This is a genomic window from Parvimonas sp. M20 (assembly GCF_035282425.1).
Classification (GTDB): Bacteria; Bacillota; Clostridia; order Tissierellales; family Peptoniphilaceae; genus Parvimonas.
In genome coordinates this window covers 1-18,053 of record NZ_JAYKBQ010000007.1, presented here as the reverse complement: position 1 = coordinate 18,053, position 18,053 = coordinate 1, and the positions used below count along the sequence as shown (strand labels likewise).

Here is an 18,053-nt window from a genome sequence, read left to right as displayed (position 1 = left end):
TTTTTCAATTAACTGAGTGCTTGATTTTTTTTAAATAATGTTCGGAGAGATACTTTATGAATGTTTTTTCCAAAAATAGAGTTCTAAAGTATTTAGCATATGTTATGGTCGTTACTCAAGGTATGTTACTTGCCTTGGTAGCGTCCTTTCATATGGATGCTAGATATTTAGATAAAATTTTAGATTATCCAACTTCTGCAGTTAATATGAATTTAAAATCAATACCTGAGAAAAACATAGATAGTACATTAAATTATATGAAAAATTATTCATTTGAACATAAAATTTTTTATATAAGACGAGATTTTATCTTAAATAAGGATGGGTCTATTGGTGGATTGAATATTGCTGTTTATGGAAATTATGAGAAAAACAAAGATGAGATTGATTTTTCATTCTTGGGGCAGAATGTCATAAAAGAAAACGATATAAAAAAAGTATTAGATAGTAAGGATGATACAATACTTGGTATTGAACAATCGTCATTAAATAGTATTGGTCGAATACCTAAGTTTAGATTTGGTAATAATATTGTAGTGAAAAAACTAGATCAAATTGTTAGAGAAACAAAAACCATAAATGGAGAATATAAAATTCTTGGATTGACTCAAGAAAATATAGATTCTTTTATTGATGGGTTGTCTAAGAGTAGTGGAATATCTAAAGATGTACTTTTAAACAACAAATCTGGTTATACTTTAGAAAGAGGTATAATGCAGAAATTTTTGTGGATTAGTTTAATAGTACATAGTGTTGTTTTGCTTTCTTTATTTGTGGTTATGACTGCAAAGGCACTCCCTACACTTGGTAAACTTATATTACAAGGATGGTCAAGGGTTAATTTTGCCGTGAAATTATATACACCATATTTTTTACTAGGCTTTTTATCTATTTTCTTATTTTTAGGATACGGTATTTATTTGACAGAAGGCACATTCTTTTCGATATTCTACTTCAGTTTTATGTTAGCAATAGGAATAATTAATTTATTAATAATTTCGTTATTGCTTGTGATATCGTCTGTTTTTATATTTTTGGTAAAACCGATTAATGCAATAATAGATAGATTTCCAAAAAGAATGTATATTGTATCCGGATTGATATTGTATGTAATTTTTAATGTTTTGATGATACTTGGATGTAGTTATATTGATGGTCCGTATAGCGAGATTCAGAAAAATACAGAAATTGCTAAAAAGTGGAATGAGGTGTCCGACTATTTTATATTGAAATCTGTTAATGTAGGCAATGATCAAAGTAGCTTTAACCATCAGTCAAAGGAATTTTATAAGGATATGTATAATTGGTATAAATCCATTTCTGAAGAGAAAGGGGTTTATATTATTAATACGACATACTTTTCAGATACAATGCTTAAAGATTATAAAGCAAATAATTTGTATAAATTTATTCCTAATAGACCTTTGTGGGTATTTAAGATGTCTCCAAATTATTTGAAAAAAATGGGAATAAATGTAAATGAAAATGCTATTAATATGGCAAAACAAGGATATAGAGTATATTTAATACCAGATAACATTTCAAAAGATGATAGTAATGTTATTAAAAATTGGTTAAAAGAAAAAGACACAAGAGGTATTCGAGAAGATGACATAGAAACTGTATTTAATAAAGAAAAAAAGTTTGATTTTATAAATTATCATTTTGAAGGTCGTTTTTTCTCGTGGGATACTGATTTGGAGAAATCTTTAAATGTAAAAAATCCTGTTATTTTACTTACAACGCCAAATAATATGACATATAAAGAATCTGAAAGTTTAGTTGCAAAGGGTTTGAGGTCAAGTTATATGAAACTTGATGAAAATGCAGTATCAAAGTATTTAGATTCAACATATTTATCAAAATTTAATTTAGATGATAATAACATAGAGTTTTCAAAAATAAAGTTATTTGTCGATGGCCTTCAAAAGCAACTTTGGCAGACAGTGCAATTATTTTTCGTTATGATAATTGCTATAACGTTTATTATAATATCATTATTAATTACAATTATATCATTATTTCAAGTATCATATAAAGAAATAATATTTGTAAAAAGATTTTTGGGTTATGATAACATTAAGATATATAAAACTCCAATTCTAATAATATTGTTTATTATGATAGCTGATTTAGTAGCTATAGTTATGTTGAAGTCCAAGATAGGTATTATCTATATATCAGTAATCAATATTTTACAGTTAATTGTTTTTTATATAATTATGATAAATAATGAATTTAAAAAGATAGTTGACTATTTAAAATTATGATTTGGAGGAATTAGGATGAATATATTAGAACTTGACTCGGTAAATAAAAGATTTGGGGATCGACATATAATAAAGGATTTAACATTTAGTGTACCTGAAAACTCTATTATAGCTATTGTGGGGAAATCTGGATCTGGTAAAAGCACTATATTGAATATGATAGGAATGCTTGAAAGTGTTGATAGTGGAGTTATAAAAATAAGGGGTAAAAAGATACCATCAATTAATAGTCATAAAGCTGTATTAATTAGAAGAAATATAATTAATTATTTGTTTCAGTCATTTGCTCTGATAAATGATATAACCGTTGAAGAAAATTTATATATAGCAATGGAGTTTATGGATTTATCAAAAAAAGAAAAAAATAAACTTATTGATAAAATTCTTAGAGAATTGGAAATAAAACATTTAACAAATAAGAAAGTTAATACACTATCTGGAGGAGAACAACAAAGAGTCGCTCTTGCCAGATGTATTTTAAAACCTGGAGATTTAATTTTAGCAGATGAACCTACTGGTTCGCTTGATAATAAGATGGCTGATATCGTTTTTGATTTAATAAAAAAATTGAGAGATGAATATGGGAAAACTATCATTTTAGTTACACATAATCTAGAAATAGCGAATCAAGCAGATATGATTATAGATATATCAAATTTGTAACAGAACTAATATTGTATGATGGGATATAAGGGCTAGAAGTATTATATATGATATATAGAGGAGGTAGTCTAAAGCTATCTCCTTTTGTGTATGTACTTTTTGAAAAATCTCAAGAATTAGATGGAGAAATAAAATTAGAAAGAAAAAATATTATTTTAGGAATACTTTTAGTTTTAGTAATTGTGGGAATACTTATTTACTTTAATTAAAATTTGACACTTTAATTTGTTTGTGTTAGAATTTAAATGATGTAGAGATATATCAAAAATTAATAAAAAATTCAGGAGGAAGGAATGTTAATTAGATAACTATTATGAGACAGAAATTTAATAGCTTTTTGGAGCTTAGTTTTTTGTTGCCATTTTAGTTATGCATTCCTTTTTGTGTTCTTTTTAGAACTCCTTTTTGAGTTGCAAAATGAATGTTGAAATGGCAATAAGTGGATTGCCATTTTTTTGTGGCTTAATTTAGGAGGATATATGCTTAGTATAAAAAATTTAACGATATATTTAGTGAAAGATTTAAGAACAGTAATTGAAAATTTTAGTTTTTCTTTAGAAAACGGAATGAAAGTTTGTATAATTGGAGAAGAGGGAAATGGAAAGTCCAGCATTTTAAAGGCGATAGTAGATGATGAGGGCTTAAAAGAATATGCTGAAATAATTGGAGATATAAATAAGTCTAATGAAGTTATTGGATATTTACCACAGATTTTTGAAACAAATATTTTAGATTTTTCAACGAAAGAATATCTTGAAAATAAGATTAAAGAGGAATTTTTTGACTACAATTTATTTTACAAATTATTAAAAGAGTTAAATTTTGATGAAAATTTAATAAATGAAAAGCAAAGGATAAGTGAATTATCAGGTGGAGAAAGAATTAAATATATTTTACTTTGTGAACTTATGAAGGAGCCGACTTGTCTTTTATTGGATGAGCCTAGTAATGATTTGGATATAAATTCTATTGAATGGCTTAAGAATTTTATAAAGAATACTGATATTCCAATAATATTTATTTCTCATGATGAGGATTTAATTGAAAATTGTGCAAATGTAATTATTCATATTGAACAGCTTATGAGAAAACAAAAGCCAAAGATTTCAATTGAAAAGTTGGATTATGAAAATTATGTTGAGAATAGAGGAAATACTATTGAAAGACAGGAAAGAATTGCAAAAAAACAAAGAGAAGAATTTGATAGGAAGGTAAAGAGATATCAAAAAGTTTATGAGAGAGTACAACATGAGATAAGGAGTACAAAAGACGATTTAATAGGAAGAAATCTTAAAGATAAAATGCATACTGTAAAGTCTATCGGGAGAAGACTTGAAAAAGAAAAGGAGAATTTACTTGATTTTCCCGATTATGAAGAATCTATTTTTGTAAAATTTGATGAAGCTGTTAATTATTCTTCAAAAAAGGAAATTTTAGATTTGAATTTGCAAAAACTTGTCATCGGTTCTAAAATTTTGAGTGAAAATATAGAGTTAAAGGTATTTGGTACTGATAAAATCTGTATAATCGGAGAAAATGGAATAGGAAAGACAACTCTTTTAAAGATAATTTTGGAAAATATAAAGAAAAATGTAAAGATTGCTTATATGCCACAGAATTATGACGATAAGATGAATGTTGATATGAGTATTATAGATTATTTGAGTAAGACTTACGAAAAGGAAGAGACTACAAAAATCAGAACATTTTTAGGGTCAATGAAGTTTACTGCTGATGAGATGTTTCATAATTTAAAATCACTTTCCGGAGGACAAAAGGCGAAAATTTACTTTTTAAAAATGATTTTAGAAAATCCTGAAGTTTTGATTTTAGATGAACCTACAAGAAATTTATCTCCTTTTTCGTCAGTTGAAATCAGAAAATTATTAAAATCATATAAAGGAGCAATAATCTCAGTTTCTCATGATAAAAAATATATTAATGAGGTTTGTGATAAGGTATATAGGCTTAACAAAAATGGATTGGAATTTGTAATTTAAAAGGGAGAAGGCATATAAGCAAAATTTTGACTACTTTTTGTATTTATGGTAAAATAAAGACTAATAAAGTAGGACTCTAACATAAATACAGGGGGATATATGGATAAGATTTTTGATGTTTTGGAGGGTATTTTTTCGGTTGAAACCTTTGGAAATTTAAAGCTATATGATTTAATGGCAATTATTTTTAAATATATTTTTGTAATTATTATCTATTATTTTATATATAATATAATAAAAATGATATATTTTGATATTAGCACAACAAGTGAAATGAGTGAAATTTCTAATACCTATTTAAAACTTATAAACAGAAAGGAAAGTCTGCCTTTTAAAGTTCACGAACATTATTATATAAATAATGAGACAACTTTGGGTCGTGGAGACTCTAATGATATTGTAATAAATGATAAATTTATTTCTAAAAAACATATGCGAATTATTAAAGAAGATGGAATTTATTATATTGAAGATTTAGGTTCTGCAAATGGAACTTTGCTTAATGGGGAAGCAATTACAGAGGCCATTGAACTTAAAGATAAGGATTTGATTGATGTTGGTCGAATTGAGTTCTTATTTGTAAATGAGGAAGTTGATGATGATTAGTAAAAAATTAATGTCAAGATTTAGAACTTTAACTGTAAATTCCCATGTAAGCACAAAGAGTATTCAAGGACTTTTGTTATTCTTTCAAATTTTAGGATTATTTCTAATCATGGCTAGGGATTTTGCAAATTTTGACAAAACTAAGTTGTATTTTATGATTGCTTTGATTGGTTTTGTATATATTTCAGGGAAATTGGTACAAAAGTTTACTAGGGGCGATTATTATATAATGCTTATTGCAAATATGCTTTTTTCTATTGGAATTTTAGAAATTTACAGGCTGAATAATAAATTGGCATATAGACAAATTATTTGGTTTTGTATTGGAATTGTAGCCTTTTGGGTTATATATTTAATTTTAAAATATATAAGAATCTGGAGCAAAATGTATTATTTTTATGCTGGAATTTCATATCTTTTATTTATTGCAACATTCCTGTTGGGCAGTAGAATTAATGGGGCAAAAAACTGGATAAGATTGGGGAAAAATTTTGCTTTCCAACCATCTGAGCTTATAAAGATTGCTTTTGTTTTCCTTATTGCTGCTTTTTATAAAAATAGAGAAAAGTTTGAAAGAGATGTTTTTAAAAAATATAGTTTACATTTCTTTTTCTACACATTTTTAGGCTTTCTATTTTTACAAAAAGACTTAGGTACAGTACTTGTGTTTTCAGGAGTTTTTATCTTTGCACAGTATATGTACGAACCACATAGAAAGTATATACTTGCGAATCTTTTAGTTCTTTCTTTTGGAGCAATTTTGGGGTATGTTTTGTTTACTCATGTTAAGGTCAGAGTAAAAATTTGGCTAGATCCTTTTAAATATGCCGATGGTATGGGCTATCAAATAATTCAAGGTTTCTATGCAATTGCAAGTGGTGGATTTTTCGGTAGAGGTCTCGGACTTGGAAGACCGGATTATATTCCTTTTGCAGAAAGTGATTATATATTTGCAAGTATTTGTGAAGAAATGGGAATTTTAATGGGAATGGGAGTAGTTATGTTGTTCTTAATCTTAACATACAGAGGCTTAAAAACATCTATGGCACAACATAATAAATTCTACAAATATGTAGCTTTTTGTCTTTCATTAATTTTCGCTTTTCAGTCATTGATAATGTTCGGAGGAATTTTAAAACTTATTCCACTAACAGGAATTACAATTCCTTTTGTCAGTTATGGAGGTTCTTCAATTCTTTCAAGTTTTATTGCTTTGGGAATTTTACAGTATGCCTCTGAAGAAAATATATAGGAGGATAATATGATTGAAACAAAAAGATATAAAAGAGTTTTAACATTTATAAGTTTATTGTTTATTTTAATTCTTGGATATATGACTTATTTTCAAGTTGCAAAAGCGGATAAACTTAAAAACTCTGAAGATAATAAAAGAAATTGGGTTGATGATAATAAATTAAAAAGAGGAAATATTTTAGATTCTGAAGGAAATATTTTAGCGGAAACTAAAACCGATGAAAAGGGAGATAAATTTAGATATTTTCCTTATGGGGAAGCCTATGCTCATATTGTCGGATATAATAGTAAAAAATACGGAAAGACTGGAATTGAGAAGAAATTTAATACAACCCTTTTAAATAAACAGGATAAAACTCCTATTGCAGAGTTAAAGAAAATCTTAGTTGACCAAAAAGAGGGAAATTCAGTAAAATTGACTACAAATACTGAATTACAAAAATATGCACTTTCTCTTTTAGAAGGACATAAGGGGTCAATGATTTTGATGAATCCACAAACTGGTTCAATAATAGCAATGGCTGATAGACCAACTTTTGATCCAAATACAATAGAATCAAATTGGTCAAATATTATTGCAGATGAAGAAAATGCACCACTTTTAGCGAGAAGTACATCCGGACTTTTCACACCCGGGTCTGTTTATAAATTAATAACAGGAACAGCATTACTTGAAAAACTCAGTGGAAAAGATTTGAATTACAATGATAAGGGGTCAACAACTATTGACCATTACAAAATAAATAACTATGCTAAGGAAGCTAATGGAAATATAGATTTGAGAAAAGCTTTGGTAAAATCATCAAACACTTATTTTGCTGATCAAGTACAAAAAATTGGTGTTGATTCAATGATTGATATAAGTAAAAGATTTATGTTTGGTCAAGAAATTCCTTTTGAGTTAAAAACTGCCATTTCTCCAATTCCATATAATGAAAAAACTACTGCTTTGGAACTTGGAACTGCAGCATTTGGACAAGGTAAAGACTTGGTTACTCCATTGCATGTCGCAATGTATACAAGTGCAATTGCTAATGGTGGAAATATGATGAAACCTCATATTGTAAGTGAAATTTTAGATCCTAATGGGAAAGTAATCGAAAAGACTACACCTGAAGTTTTATCAAAAGTTGCTGATAAAAAAATAATGGATGCTATGAAAGATTATTTGAAATCCTCAGGAGATAAGAATTTCGTTGGATTTGTAAAAGGAAAAAAAGTTGCTGGTAAGACAGGAACTGCCGAAAAAACAAAGGATAAAATTCACTCTTGGGTAACAGTTTTTTATCCAGCAGATAATCCTAAAATTGTTTGTACAGCATTTTTTGAAGAGGAAAATAAATTAGCACTTGAAATGATTCCTCTTGTAAAAAAACTTGTAAATAAAGCAATAGAACTTGGATATTAGGAGTAGGTATGAATTATAAAGTACTATTTAGAATTGAAAGATTAAAACTTATAGATAAATTAAAAGCAAAAATTATAAATTACAGAAAATATTGTGAAGAAATGGGTGATACTTGCGAAATAGAAATTGTTTGTGCAGGTAATGTTGTTACACATTTTTTAGAAGAAGATGAGTTTTTTAAAGACGAAAGTTTACAAGTTAAACTCTGTAAAAATGCTCTAAACGGATTAAAACCAAATTATGAGCAAAAAAATATTCAAATAGTGTCAGCAGGAATTGGAGAAGTAATTAAGAGGAAATCTGAGGGTTGGATTGAATATACAATAGAATAAAATTTATTTGAAAAAGAATGTGCAAACATTCTTTTTTTATAATAATATTGATAAAAAGTGAAAAAAATGGTAAAATTAATGTGTGAAATTTTAATTTTTTTATTTGGAGGGCATGATGGGAAAATATAATTGGTCTTTGGAAAAGATTTACAAGAATTCTGATGAAGCCAGAGCAGAGATAAAACTTTGTGATGAATTTATTGAAAAACTTTTAAAAGAAGAAAAATCTATTGAAAACTTAAAAAATATTATGGATTTATCCGAAAAGGCAAATAGACTTTTGGAAAAATTATTTACTTATTCATATATGAAAAGAGATGAGGACAGTAGGGTTCCCGAATCTCAAAAACTAGCTTTGGAAGTAAATTCTTTGGGAACAAGAGCAGGTTCTGCTATGGCATTTTTCGATCCTTTCTTAATGAGTTTATCCGATGAAGAATTAGAAAACTTTTACAAAGAGGGAGATAACGAAAAATATAGAGTACATTTTGAAAATATTTTAAGACTAAAACCTCACACTTTAAGTGCAGATGAAGAAAAACTTCTTGCAAATTGTAGTGAAATGATGGGAACGGGTCAAAATTCATTTTATATGTTAAGTTTTGCTGATATGGATTATGGTAAAATTGGGAGCAAAGATGACGAAAAATTGACTCCTGCAAATTTCAATACTTTTCTTTTAGATGAAAATGAAGAAGTAAGAAAAGAAGCATTTGATAAAATGTATGGAACTATTTCAAAGTTTAAAAATACTTATGCTACAACTTTATACAGTGCGATTAAGAACTTAACAATACTTGCTAAGGTTAAGAATTATCCTTCAGCTAGATATATGGAATTATTCCAAGATTGTGTACCTGAAACAGTTTATGACTCATTGATAGAAAGTATAGAAGAATATTTGCCGTCTCTTCATAAATATTATGGATTGAGAAAGAAAGCTTTAAAGAAAGATAAACAATATATGTGGGATGTTTCTATCAATTTAGAAAAAGAATTTAATCAAAAATACCCTTATGAAAAAGCTAGAGAATTAATAACTGAAGGTCTTAAACCTTTGGGAGAAGATTATATTGAAGTTTTAAATAGAGGTTTTGATGATTGTTGGGTTGACGTTTATCCAAGAGAGGGAAAAGCTGGTGGAGCATATTCGTGGGGAAGTTATGATACAGACCCATATATCTTGATGAATTATACTGATACTTTAGACAGTATGTTTACATTAGCTCATGAATTTGGACATTCAATGCATAGTTATTATTCAAAATCAGATAACGACTATTTATATGCACAATATAAGATTTTTGTTGCAGAAGTTGCATCAACTTTTAATGAATTAACTCTATTAGACTATATGTTGAAAAATGTTAAAGATAAACAAGAAAAGATTTATATTTTAAACTATTATATCAATATGTTTATCGGAACGGTATTTAGACAAACTATGTTTGCTGAATTTGAAAAGAATACACATTTAGAAGTTGAAGCTGGGAACGCTTTAACTGCCGATGATTTCACAAGTATTATGAGCAAATTAAATGACAAATATTACGGAGAAAATGTTGAAAAGAGTGATTTAGCTAGTTATTTATGGGCAAGAATTCCTCATTTCTACACTAATTTCTACGTATATAAATATGCAACAAGTTTCTGTGCTGCAAGTTTCTTATCAAGCAGAGTTATTAAAGGAGATAAGGAAGCATTAAAGAGCTATAGAAACTTTTTAAAGGACGGATGTAGGCATCAACCGATAGAACAATTAAGATCAGCAGGAATAGATATGGAAGATAAAAATTCTATAAATAAAGCTCTTGATGTTTTCAAAGGCTTGGTTGATGAACTTGAAAAAGAATTAGAAGCGTAGAAAGATTTAAGGAGGGTTTTTTTCGTGTCTAAGAAAAAGAAAAAAAAGAATAAAATTGAAAAAAATTCTTCAAATTTTTCAGAGGGAGGATTTGATAAATCTATTTTATCCGACTATTCTCAATGGAGAGAAGATTATTCCGAAAAAGAAATTTCTGAAGAAGTTGTTCTCGAATCCACTAAAGAAAAAGAGGCTGATAGAATTCAAGAAGCCGATAAAGTTGAAGACTTAGATTTCAAATCAAATCTTATCAATTCAGAAGTGGAAGACCATACTTTTTCAACTGATGAAGAAAAATCAAAAACAAATTCAGAGGATGAAAAAGAAAAAGAGAATAAAGAAGAAAATAACGAAGAAGATGAAATTTTAACTGAAACACAAAGACTTCAACTTATTTATGGAAATGTTGTTCCTCTACATGAAAGACGTCGTAGAGGAAGTAAATCCTCTAAACATAAAAATAAGGGGAAAAATAAAGAAAAAAAACTAGAAGTTTTAGAAAATACTGAGAGTGAAGAGAAAGAAATTCCAGAAAAAGAAATTTCTCAAAAGTCAGTAGAAAGTACTGAACAAAAAGAAGCCAAAAAGCCAAAAGAAACTGAGAAGGCTGACGAAACCTTAAAATCAAAGGAAGATTCTAAGCCTAAGGAAAATCCTAAAACTAAGGAAAATTCAAAACCAAAAGAAAATAAAGATAAAAAAGAAGTAAATAAATATGATATGCCAAAAGTTCCAAAGATTTTAAAGATACTTTTTACATTTACAATGCTTTTGGCAATGTCAGTAGTTGGTTTCTTTGGGCTTAAAGCATATCACTCTCTTGGAGTTAAACTTCCAAGTATTTTATCAGGAGTTGAGTCTAAAAAAATCGGATTTTATACTTCAAACTTTGTTTTCAACGGAAAAGTTATAGATAAAGAACAGGCAGAATATCTTATATCTATGTTTGAAGAAGACGAAACAAAGTTAGCTACAATTAAAAAGTGGCTTAAAGAAGATGCTGAAAATTTGAAAAAGGATGAAAACTATAAGAGCGATAGACCTGTTAGACTTCAAAAAAGTGGAAAAGTTTTAGGGCTTTTTGATGATTATAAAATTCATTTAGATCCGATAAAGTTGAAAGTAGAAAAAAATGAAGAGGTACAAACTTCTATTTTGTTAAATGGTAAAGAAGAGGCCGTTTCAGATAAAGAATATGAGCTATTTCCAGGAAAGTATACAGTTTTTTATTATGATAACAATGTAAAATTAAAAGAAGAATTTTCTCTTTTCTATGATGAAAAGTCAACTGTTAAAACTGTTTCTTATGGAGCTGGAACTGATTACCAATTAGCCAACGAAGTTGAAAAACTTGATACGAATTCAAAAGAAAGCTCATTTAAAATTGTAACAAGAGATGAAAATAGTATTTTGTTTGTAAATGATAAAAATACAGAATTAACTGTAAAAGAATTTAACAAATTATCAGGAACAAATATAAAGAAAGGGGACATTTTAAAAGTTGTAACTAAAATGCCTTGGGGATATACAATTTCTGAAGGGGTTACTTATCAGGGAGAAAGAAAAATAAATGTAAGTACACCTCTTGCAGATAAAAGACTTTTGAATGTTGCAATCGCCAGAACTATTGAATTATTAAGAGAAGATGTTCAATCAAGAGGGAAAAAAGATGCAAGTTTATTAACTACAATGATAGATCCATCTTTACAAGTTGAAAAAAGAAGAGTGGAATCATTGATAAATAGTGGAAGAGAATATGTTGGAGGTTATCCTTCAATGGAATTTGATCTTAATTCTTTCGATATAAGAGAATATGGGGATACTTATGAAATGTATATAGGTGGACATTTATTAGTTCAAGAAACAACTTATCCTAAAAATGGTAAACCACCACAACTGTCATCAATAACTCCTGTAGAATCTAGAGTAGGGTTCCATTTTATCTATGATAAACAAAAGAAAAATTGGTACAGTAACATTTGGGGTTTTACTACAAGAACAATTACGAGAAATAATATAAAAAGTGTTGACATATCAAAAGATATGATTGCAAGATAAAAACAATATGTTGACATAATTTTATAAAGTATACAAAAGCTCATCTAAGTAAATTAGATGAGCTTTAAGCTTTTTGTTTTTGTATATCTTCTGTAATTTTTATCTTACTTAATTTAATCAAAATTAATAGACTATTCTTCTTTTGTATATTCTTCATATTCAACATTATTTTTTGTGTCTTTTATGGTTTTGTCATTTATTATTTCCAAATCCATATTCAAATTATCAGCAGTAATAAATTCTTTTCCATCTTTTTTTGATATTTTTGCGTTTTCATATACCATATAACCAGCACCACCAGATTTTGTTTTTTCATATAAAACTAAGTAATATTTTTTTGAATCGGAAGAATTTTCATTATTTTTATTTTCTTTAATAATAAAAAGTTTTTCTTTTGAGACGAAAGCTTTACCGCTTAGCTGTTCTATTTTTACTCCTTTTGCTGAACAAGAGCAAAAAATTAAAGTAACTAAAGTAATAATAAAACATCTTTTTAAAAATTTTTTCATGTTATTGAACACCTCCAATATTATATTTAGTGCTTTTGCACTATAAACTAATTATATCATAAAAAATAATAAATAAAAGACTAATAATTTTTGTGAAAATATGATATAATTATAAGATAATAGTATATTAGTTTAATAATGAAAAGAGAATTTTTTAGTAGAATATATAGTTAAATTAGTAAAACTCAGTTAGGAGAATTATATGAATATTGATATGGGAATAATTTATCAAAATTTAGAATTTTTGATAAAAATGATTCTTGCAACCTCTATGGGAGCAATAATCGGTTTTGAAAGAAAGAGTAGAAATAAAGAAGCGGGTATTAGAACTCATGCAATAGTTGCATTGGCATCTGCACTTATGATTATAGTTTCTAAATATGGATTTTTTGATGTAGATGAATACGATGCGGCTCGTGTTGCAGCTCAAGTTGTCTCTGGGATTGGCTTTTTAGGAGCTGGACTTATTTTTATAAAAAATAATGCTGTAAATGGACTTACGACTGCTGCAGGAGTTTGGGCTACTGCCGGAATTGGACTTGCCATGGGAGCAGGACTTTATGCAGTTGCGGTTTTTGGAACTCTTTTAATTGTAATTGTTCAAATTTTAATGCATAAAGATACTTTTCTAAATAAGGATCATTTGACTATAACATTTGAGATAGGTTTAGAAGATAGTTTTAATACCATTAGAGAAATTAGAAATTGTTTAGAAAGATTTAAACTTGAAATTCAAAATGTAGAAATCCTAAAGAAAAGTAAATCTGTGATAGTTAAATTTCATACTGTTGTTCCTTTAGATTTTGAAAGAGAACATTTAGAAGATTTAATTTTTGATGATGAGAGAGTTAAGAAGATAGAAATGTAGTTGACTTTTTTGACTATTTTTTATATAATTATTTCAATATTTAATACTGGGCGTTGATTGTGCTTACAACACAGGAGCTCAAAAGTAATTGTGCTTAAACAATATGAGGCCTATGCGAAGAAAGGTGGTACCACGATAAGTCGTCCTTTCACAGTTTTAGGTCTTTTTTTATAGGAGGTTTTATGGAATACAATAATATTTTTGAAGAGCTTGTCGATAGAGGATATTTTGAACAGGCAACTTATGAAGATGAATTAAAGGAGTTATTGTCTAAGGAAAGAGTAAAGTTTTATGTAGGTTTTGATGCAACAGCAGATAGCTTGACAATCGGACATTTTATTCAAATTATGGTTATGAAGAGAATGCAAAACTATGGTCATATTCCAATTGCACTTTTGGGTGGTGGAACTACAATGATAGGAGACCCTTCAGGAAGAAGCGATATGAGAATGGTAATGACCGAAGAACAAATTAATTATAACGCACAAAGATTTTTTGAACAACTTTCAAGATTTATAGATTTTTCAGATGGTAATGCTATAATAGAAAACAATAAGGATTGGCTTTTAGACTTAAATTTTATAAAATTTATGAAAGAAGTGGGAGTTCATTTTAGTGTAAATAAAATGTTAACTTGTGATGCTTATAAAAATAGAATGGAAAAGGGTCTTACATTCTTTGAATTTTCATATATGTTAATGCAAAGTTATGATTTCTTGTACCTTTACAGAAAACATGGTTGTAAATTACAATTAGGTGGTTCTGATCAATGGAGTAATATTCTCGGTGGATATGACCTTGTTAGAAAACTTGAACAAGATAAAGTTTATGCGATGACTTTTAAACTTTTAACAACTGCTGATGGTGTTAAAATGGGGAAATCTCAAAAGGGTGCTGTTTGGTTGGATGAAGAAAAAACTTCTCCTTATGAACTTTTCCAATATATGAGAAATGTTGATGATAGAGATGTTGAAAAATTCTTACTAATGCTAACTTTCTTACCAACTGAAAAATGTAGAGAATTAGGGAAATATAAGGATGAAAAAATTAATGAAGCTAAAGAAATTTTAGCTTTTGAAGTAACTAAGATTATTCACGGAGAAGAAAAGGCACAAAAAGCATTGGAAACAGCTAGAGCATTATTTAGTGGAGAACTTTTAGATGAAAATATGCCTTCAACTGAAATAAAAAAATCAGATTTTGAAAATGAAGAAATAGGAATTTTAGATTTAATCAGAACTTGTAAACTTTCAAAGTCTAATGGAGAAGCTAGAAGACTTATAGAACAAGGCGGAATTTCTTTAAATGGAGAAAAAATTACAGATACAAATACAAAAGTTTCTCTTAATTTAGAAGAAATTGTTATTAAAAAAGGTAAAAAAATATATCATAGAGTAATTGCTTTATAGGAGTTTTTGATGAAAAAAGAAGATATTTATGTTGTAGGGATTGCAGGAGGCTCTGCCTCTGGCAAGACCACTATTGTTGAAAAGTTGAAAGAACAATTTAAAGACGAAATAGTTATGATTAGCCATGATTTTTATTATTGGGCAAATGATGACAAGACTTTAGAAGAAAGGGCAAAGTTAAACTATGACCATCCGAAGTCTTTTGAAACTTCCAAACTTATTGAGGATATAAAGATTTTAAAATCAGGAAAAGCAGTAGATTTACCGATTTATGATTATACAATGCATACTAGAAGTAAAGAAACTTTAAGAGTATATCCAAAGTCTGTAATAATAATTGAAGGTATTTTAATTTTGGAAGATCCAAAACTTAGAGAGCTTATGGACTTAAAGGTTTATGTAGATGCCGATGCCGATGAAAGACTTATTAGAAGAATTTTAAGAGATACAAAAAAGAGAGGAAGAAGTCTAGAAAGTATTTTAACTCAATATCAAAATACGGTTAAACCAATGCATGAAGAATTTATTGAGCCGAGCAAAAAACATGCTGATATAATTATTCCTCGTGGGGGAGAAAATACTCCAGCAATACAGATGTTGGTTCAACATTTAAAGACTTTTTTGGATAAAAATGAAAAAAAATAGTAAGACAAATGTATGTAGAATTTTAGATAGTAAAAAAATAAAATATGAATTTGTAGTTAGAGAAGAAGACAAAGAATTTGAAGAAATTGGAATAGATAGAAATATTTGTTTTAAAACACTTGTCCTAGAGGGAAGTGATAAAAATCATTATGTCTGTGTTATTCCGATTGATGCTCATTTGGATTTAAAAAAGGTAAGTAAATTTTTAAAATTAAAGAGTGTTAGAATGATTTTACAAAAAGACTTAGAGCCTTTAACGGGTTATGTTCATGGTGGATGTAGTCCTGTTGGCATGAAGACAAAATTTAAAACTGTTTTTGATGAAACTGCAAAGAATATGGAAAAATTTCTTGTAAGTGCAGGAAAGGTTAGAAATTCAATTATAGTAAATCCTGTTGAATTTGCAAACTTTTGTGATGCGGATTTTACTGATTTGGTGGCAGAACAATGATAAATTGTATTATACTAGCAGGTGGAAATTCTATAAGAATGACTTTTCCAAAAGAATATATAGATATAGAAGAAAAATATTTAATTCACAATTCAATAGAAGTCCTGAAAAATATTTTTGATGATATAGTTGTCGTTTCAAATAATAAAGAGCATTACAAAGATTTAAAAGTTAGAGTTGTTAGGGATATTTTTTACAAGAAAGGTCCAATGGCTGGACTTCATAGTGGACTTTGTTATTCTAATAGTCAATTTTCTTTTTTGACAGCATGTGATATGCCTAATATGGATGAAAAATTCATTAAATTTTTGATTTCAAAATTGGATGTAAATTTTGACGGATTAGTTTGTCTTTCGGAAGAAGGAAAAATATTACCAATGAATGGAATTTACAAAAATTCTTTAAAAGAAAATTTAAGAGAAGAATTGATAAAAGATAATAGAAAATTTGTAAGATTTATTGAAGATAATAATTTTAAATTTTTAAAATATGAAGATTGGAAAATTTTTGATAAGAAAAATATATTTGAAAACTTAAATACTATAAAGGAACTGGAAGAATTTAAAAAGAAATTATTGAACAAATTAAGTGATTAATGATGATTTTTATCGTCATTTTATTTATTTAACAAAAGATTTAAAAGACGATATAATCATATTGAAAAAGAATAAATTTGAGTTGGTAGTCATATTAGGAGGAAAAACGGGAATGGTATATTATAATTTTAGTAGGTACAAAAATGGAGATACGAAATTTATTTATGTGTTAGTTTAAATTGATATTTGTTTAATGAGAAATGTTATTTTTAATAAAAAAATGTTTCAAAATTTGTATTGATTTTTATTATTGGGATATTTTTTAAAATATTCATAATATATTAAGTGCAAGCGAAAAGAAACTTTTAAATATAGAATTCACTAAGTTGAAAATTTTAGATGATAGATATGATTTCGAAAAATGACATGTAGTTTATGAAACTAGAAATATTAGAAAAATAGCAAAAATATTTGATAGATATTCTGGTAAATTACTTGAAAAGATTGAAGAGATAGCATTAAATAGGAGAGAACATACTGAACTATATATTTAGTAGACATAAGTATATTGGCAAAATGGCATTAGAAGTGAATGTTCATGTTGATTTATATATAAATGGAAGTTTTAGAGAAATACTAGATGTTTATGGAAGTGGACTTAGAATAATAAATCCGATTTCAATTATGGAAATAGAAAATAAATCAGTAAGTACATGGAAATCCAATGGATATCCAGTTTCATATGCATATAGTGGCACATTGTTAGCTAAGATTTCAAAATCGGAAAGTGACTCTATTGGCATCAATTTATACATGTTAGGTTTTTCAAAATCTTATACGAGTGGAGGAACAGTTTATTATAGATTACCTATAAGTGATAAAGGTAAATTTAGTTTATATTAATTTTAATGGAGATAGTTTATGAGGAAAAGAGATAAATATGCCTTAATTGGTAGAATACTGATAGCTTTTTCTATTATAATTTCTACTATAGTTATATCAATTCAATTAAATAATATATATGGCTCTTAGAGAAATAGGAACAAATATATTTATTAAATAATATTTTTATTATTAGATATAAAAAAAGATTAATGACGATTTGAGCTGAACCCAAAAACACGGACAGTTAAATAAATTATTCAAAGGAATGTAATCTATAATCAATAGGAGACATTCC

17 protein-coding genes are annotated in these 18,053 nt (G+C 27.6%); 16 read left to right on the top strand and 1 reads right to left on the bottom strand.

What is annotated here, in order from left to right:
* Positions 1 to 56 precede the first annotated feature (56 nt).
* The 10 genes from VJI93_RS04400 to VJI93_RS04355 all read left to right on the top strand — a co-directional run bounded on the left by VJI93_RS04400 (position 57) and on the right by VJI93_RS04355 (position 12,455).
* A complete protein-coding gene (locus tag VJI93_RS04400) occupies positions 57 to 2,270 on the top strand; it encodes a hypothetical protein (protein WP_323999613.1) in 2,214 nt (737 codons plus the stop codon).
* A 15-nt stretch (positions 2,271 to 2,285) separates the two neighbouring features.
* Positions 2,286 to 2,933 (top strand): ABC transporter ATP-binding protein, encoded by a 648-nt coding sequence (locus tag VJI93_RS04395; RefSeq protein ID WP_323999614.1) that lies wholly within the window; start codon positions 2,286 to 2,288, stop codon positions 2,931 to 2,933.
* 47 nt (positions 2,934 to 2,980) lie between these two features.
* Positions 2,981 to 3,142 (top strand): hypothetical protein, encoded by a 162-nt coding sequence (locus VJI93_RS04390; RefSeq protein WP_323999615.1) that lies wholly within the window; start codon positions 2,981 to 2,983, stop codon positions 3,140 to 3,142.
* Between the two features lie 270 nt (positions 3,143 to 3,412).
* Positions 3,413 to 4,933, top strand: coding sequence for an ATP-binding cassette domain-containing protein (locus VJI93_RS04385; RefSeq protein ID WP_323999617.1), 1,521 nt, complete (start codon positions 3,413 to 3,415; stop codon positions 4,931 to 4,933).
* A gap of 99 nt (positions 4,934 to 5,032) precedes the next feature.
* Complete coding sequence (locus tag VJI93_RS04380; protein ID WP_323999619.1) at positions 5,033 to 5,539, top strand: FHA domain-containing protein; 507 nt, start codon at positions 5,033 to 5,035, stop codon at positions 5,537 to 5,539.
* Complete coding sequence (locus tag VJI93_RS04375; protein WP_323999620.1) at positions 5,532 to 6,791, top strand: FtsW/RodA/SpoVE family cell cycle protein; 1,260 nt, start codon at positions 5,532 to 5,534, stop codon at positions 6,789 to 6,791. Before VJI93_RS04380 ends, VJI93_RS04375 begins: the two co-directional genes overlap by 8 nt.
* 9 nt (positions 6,792 to 6,800) lie before the next feature.
* On the top strand, positions 6,801 to 8,201 hold the full coding sequence (locus VJI93_RS04370; protein WP_323999621.1) for a peptidoglycan D,D-transpeptidase FtsI family protein: 1,401 nt from the start codon (positions 6,801 to 6,803) through the stop codon (positions 8,199 to 8,201).
* Between the two features lie 8 nt (positions 8,202 to 8,209).
* Positions 8,210 to 8,533 carry a DsrE family protein gene (locus VJI93_RS04365; RefSeq protein WP_323999623.1) on the top strand — a complete coding sequence of 108 codons (324 nt, stop codon included), beginning with the start codon at positions 8,210 to 8,212 and terminating at the stop codon, positions 8,531 to 8,533.
* Positions 8,534 to 8,648: 115 nt separating this feature from the next.
* Entirely contained in the window at positions 8,649 to 10,397 is a 1,749-nt protein-coding gene (gene pepF / locus VJI93_RS04360; RefSeq protein WP_323999625.1) for an oligoendopeptidase F, read from the top strand.
* A gap of 24 nt (positions 10,398 to 10,421) precedes the next feature.
* Positions 10,422 to 12,455 carry a TcaA second domain-containing protein gene (locus VJI93_RS04355; protein WP_323999627.1) on the top strand — a complete coding sequence of 678 codons (2,034 nt, stop codon included), beginning with the start codon at positions 10,422 to 10,424 and terminating at the stop codon, positions 12,453 to 12,455.
* A 131-nt stretch (positions 12,456 to 12,586) separates the two neighbouring features.
* On the opposite strand, the gene VJI93_RS04350 is transcribed toward VJI93_RS04355, so the two are convergent.
* Positions 12,587 to 12,964 (bottom strand): hypothetical protein, encoded by a 378-nt coding sequence (locus VJI93_RS04350; RefSeq protein ID WP_323999628.1) that lies wholly within the window; start codon positions 12,962 to 12,964, stop codon positions 12,587 to 12,589.
* Positions 12,965 to 13,166: 202 nt separating this feature from the next.
* Here VJI93_RS04350 and VJI93_RS04345 point away from each other — a divergent pair, with 202 nt between their 5' ends.
* The 6 genes from VJI93_RS04345 (at position 13,167) to VJI93_RS04320 (ending at position 17,776) form a co-directional block, all read left to right on the top strand.
* The gene (locus tag VJI93_RS04345; protein WP_323999630.1) at positions 13,167 to 13,832 is read left to right on the top strand and encodes an MgtC/SapB family protein; all 666 of its coding nucleotides are present in this window, start codon (positions 13,167 to 13,169) and stop codon (positions 13,830 to 13,832) included.
* 182 nt (positions 13,833 to 14,014) lie between these two features.
* On the top strand, positions 14,015 to 15,241 hold the full coding sequence (tyrS, locus tag VJI93_RS04340) for a tyrosine--tRNA ligase (RefSeq protein ID WP_323999632.1): 1,227 nt from the start codon (positions 14,015 to 14,017) through the stop codon (positions 15,239 to 15,241).
* 9 nt (positions 15,242 to 15,250) lie between these two features.
* Positions 15,251 to 15,886, top strand: coding sequence for a uridine kinase (gene udk, locus VJI93_RS04335; RefSeq protein WP_323999634.1), 636 nt, complete (start codon positions 15,251 to 15,253; stop codon positions 15,884 to 15,886).
* Positions 15,873 to 16,337 carry an aminoacyl-tRNA deacylase gene (locus VJI93_RS04330; protein ID WP_323999636.1) on the top strand — a complete coding sequence of 155 codons (465 nt, stop codon included), beginning with the start codon at positions 15,873 to 15,875 and terminating at the stop codon, positions 16,335 to 16,337. Before udk ends, VJI93_RS04330 begins: the two co-directional genes overlap by 14 nt.
* Positions 16,334 to 16,933 carry a molybdenum cofactor guanylyltransferase gene (locus tag VJI93_RS04325; protein ID WP_323999638.1) on the top strand — a complete coding sequence of 200 codons (600 nt, stop codon included), beginning with the start codon at positions 16,334 to 16,336 and terminating at the stop codon, positions 16,931 to 16,933. The genes VJI93_RS04330 and VJI93_RS04325 overlap by 4 nt, the downstream gene beginning before the upstream one ends.
* A 516-nt stretch (positions 16,934 to 17,449) precedes the next feature.
* Positions 17,450 to 17,776, top strand: coding sequence for a hypothetical protein (locus VJI93_RS04320; RefSeq protein ID WP_323999640.1), 327 nt, complete (start codon positions 17,450 to 17,452; stop codon positions 17,774 to 17,776).
* Positions 17,777 to 18,053 lie beyond the last annotated feature (277 nt).

What these genes read in the sequence shown, in the direction of transcription:
- VJI93_RS04385 (WP_323999617.1), top strand. Translation starts at nt 3,413, where the DNA reads ATGCTTAGTATAAAAAATTTAACGATATATTTAGTGAAAGATTTAAGA.
- VJI93_RS04325 (WP_323999638.1), top strand. Translation starts at nt 16,334, where the DNA reads ATGATAAATTGTATTATACTAGCAGGTGGAAATTCTATAAGAATGACT.
- udk (WP_323999634.1), top strand. Translation starts at nt 15,251, where the DNA reads ATGAAAAAAGAAGATATTTATGTTGTAGGGATTGCAGGAGGCTCTGCC.
- VJI93_RS04400 (WP_323999613.1), top strand. Translation starts at nt 57, where the DNA reads ATGAATGTTTTTTCCAAAAATAGAGTTCTAAAGTATTTAGCATATGTT.
- pepF (WP_323999625.1), top strand. Translation starts at nt 8,649, where the DNA reads ATGGGAAAATATAATTGGTCTTTGGAAAAGATTTACAAGAATTCTGAT.
- VJI93_RS04375 (WP_323999620.1), top strand. Translation starts at nt 5,532, where the DNA reads ATGATTAGTAAAAAATTAATGTCAAGATTTAGAACTTTAACTGTAAAT.
- VJI93_RS04395 (WP_323999614.1), top strand. Translation starts at nt 2,286, where the DNA reads ATGAATATATTAGAACTTGACTCGGTAAATAAAAGATTTGGGGATCGA.
- VJI93_RS04380 (WP_323999619.1), top strand. Translation starts at nt 5,033, where the DNA reads ATGGATAAGATTTTTGATGTTTTGGAGGGTATTTTTTCGGTTGAAACC.
- tyrS (WP_323999632.1), top strand. Translation starts at nt 14,015, where the DNA reads ATGGAATACAATAATATTTTTGAAGAGCTTGTCGATAGAGGATATTTT.
- VJI93_RS04350 (WP_323999628.1), bottom strand. Translation starts at nt 12,964, where the DNA reads ATGAAAAAATTTTTAAAAAGATGTTTTATTATTACTTTAGTTACTTTA.
- VJI93_RS04330 (WP_323999636.1), top strand. Translation starts at nt 15,873, where the DNA reads ATGAAAAAAAATAGTAAGACAAATGTATGTAGAATTTTAGATAGTAAA.
- VJI93_RS04365 (WP_323999623.1), top strand. Translation starts at nt 8,210, where the DNA reads ATGAATTATAAAGTACTATTTAGAATTGAAAGATTAAAACTTATAGAT.
- VJI93_RS04345 (WP_323999630.1), top strand. Translation starts at nt 13,167, where the DNA reads ATGAATATTGATATGGGAATAATTTATCAAAATTTAGAATTTTTGATA.
- VJI93_RS04320 (WP_323999640.1), top strand. Translation starts at nt 17,450, where the DNA reads ATGGCATTAGAAGTGAATGTTCATGTTGATTTATATATAAATGGAAGT.
- VJI93_RS04390 (WP_323999615.1), top strand. Translation starts at nt 2,981, where the DNA reads ATGATATATAGAGGAGGTAGTCTAAAGCTATCTCCTTTTGTGTATGTA.
- VJI93_RS04370 (WP_323999621.1), top strand. Translation starts at nt 6,801, where the DNA reads ATGATTGAAACAAAAAGATATAAAAGAGTTTTAACATTTATAAGTTTA.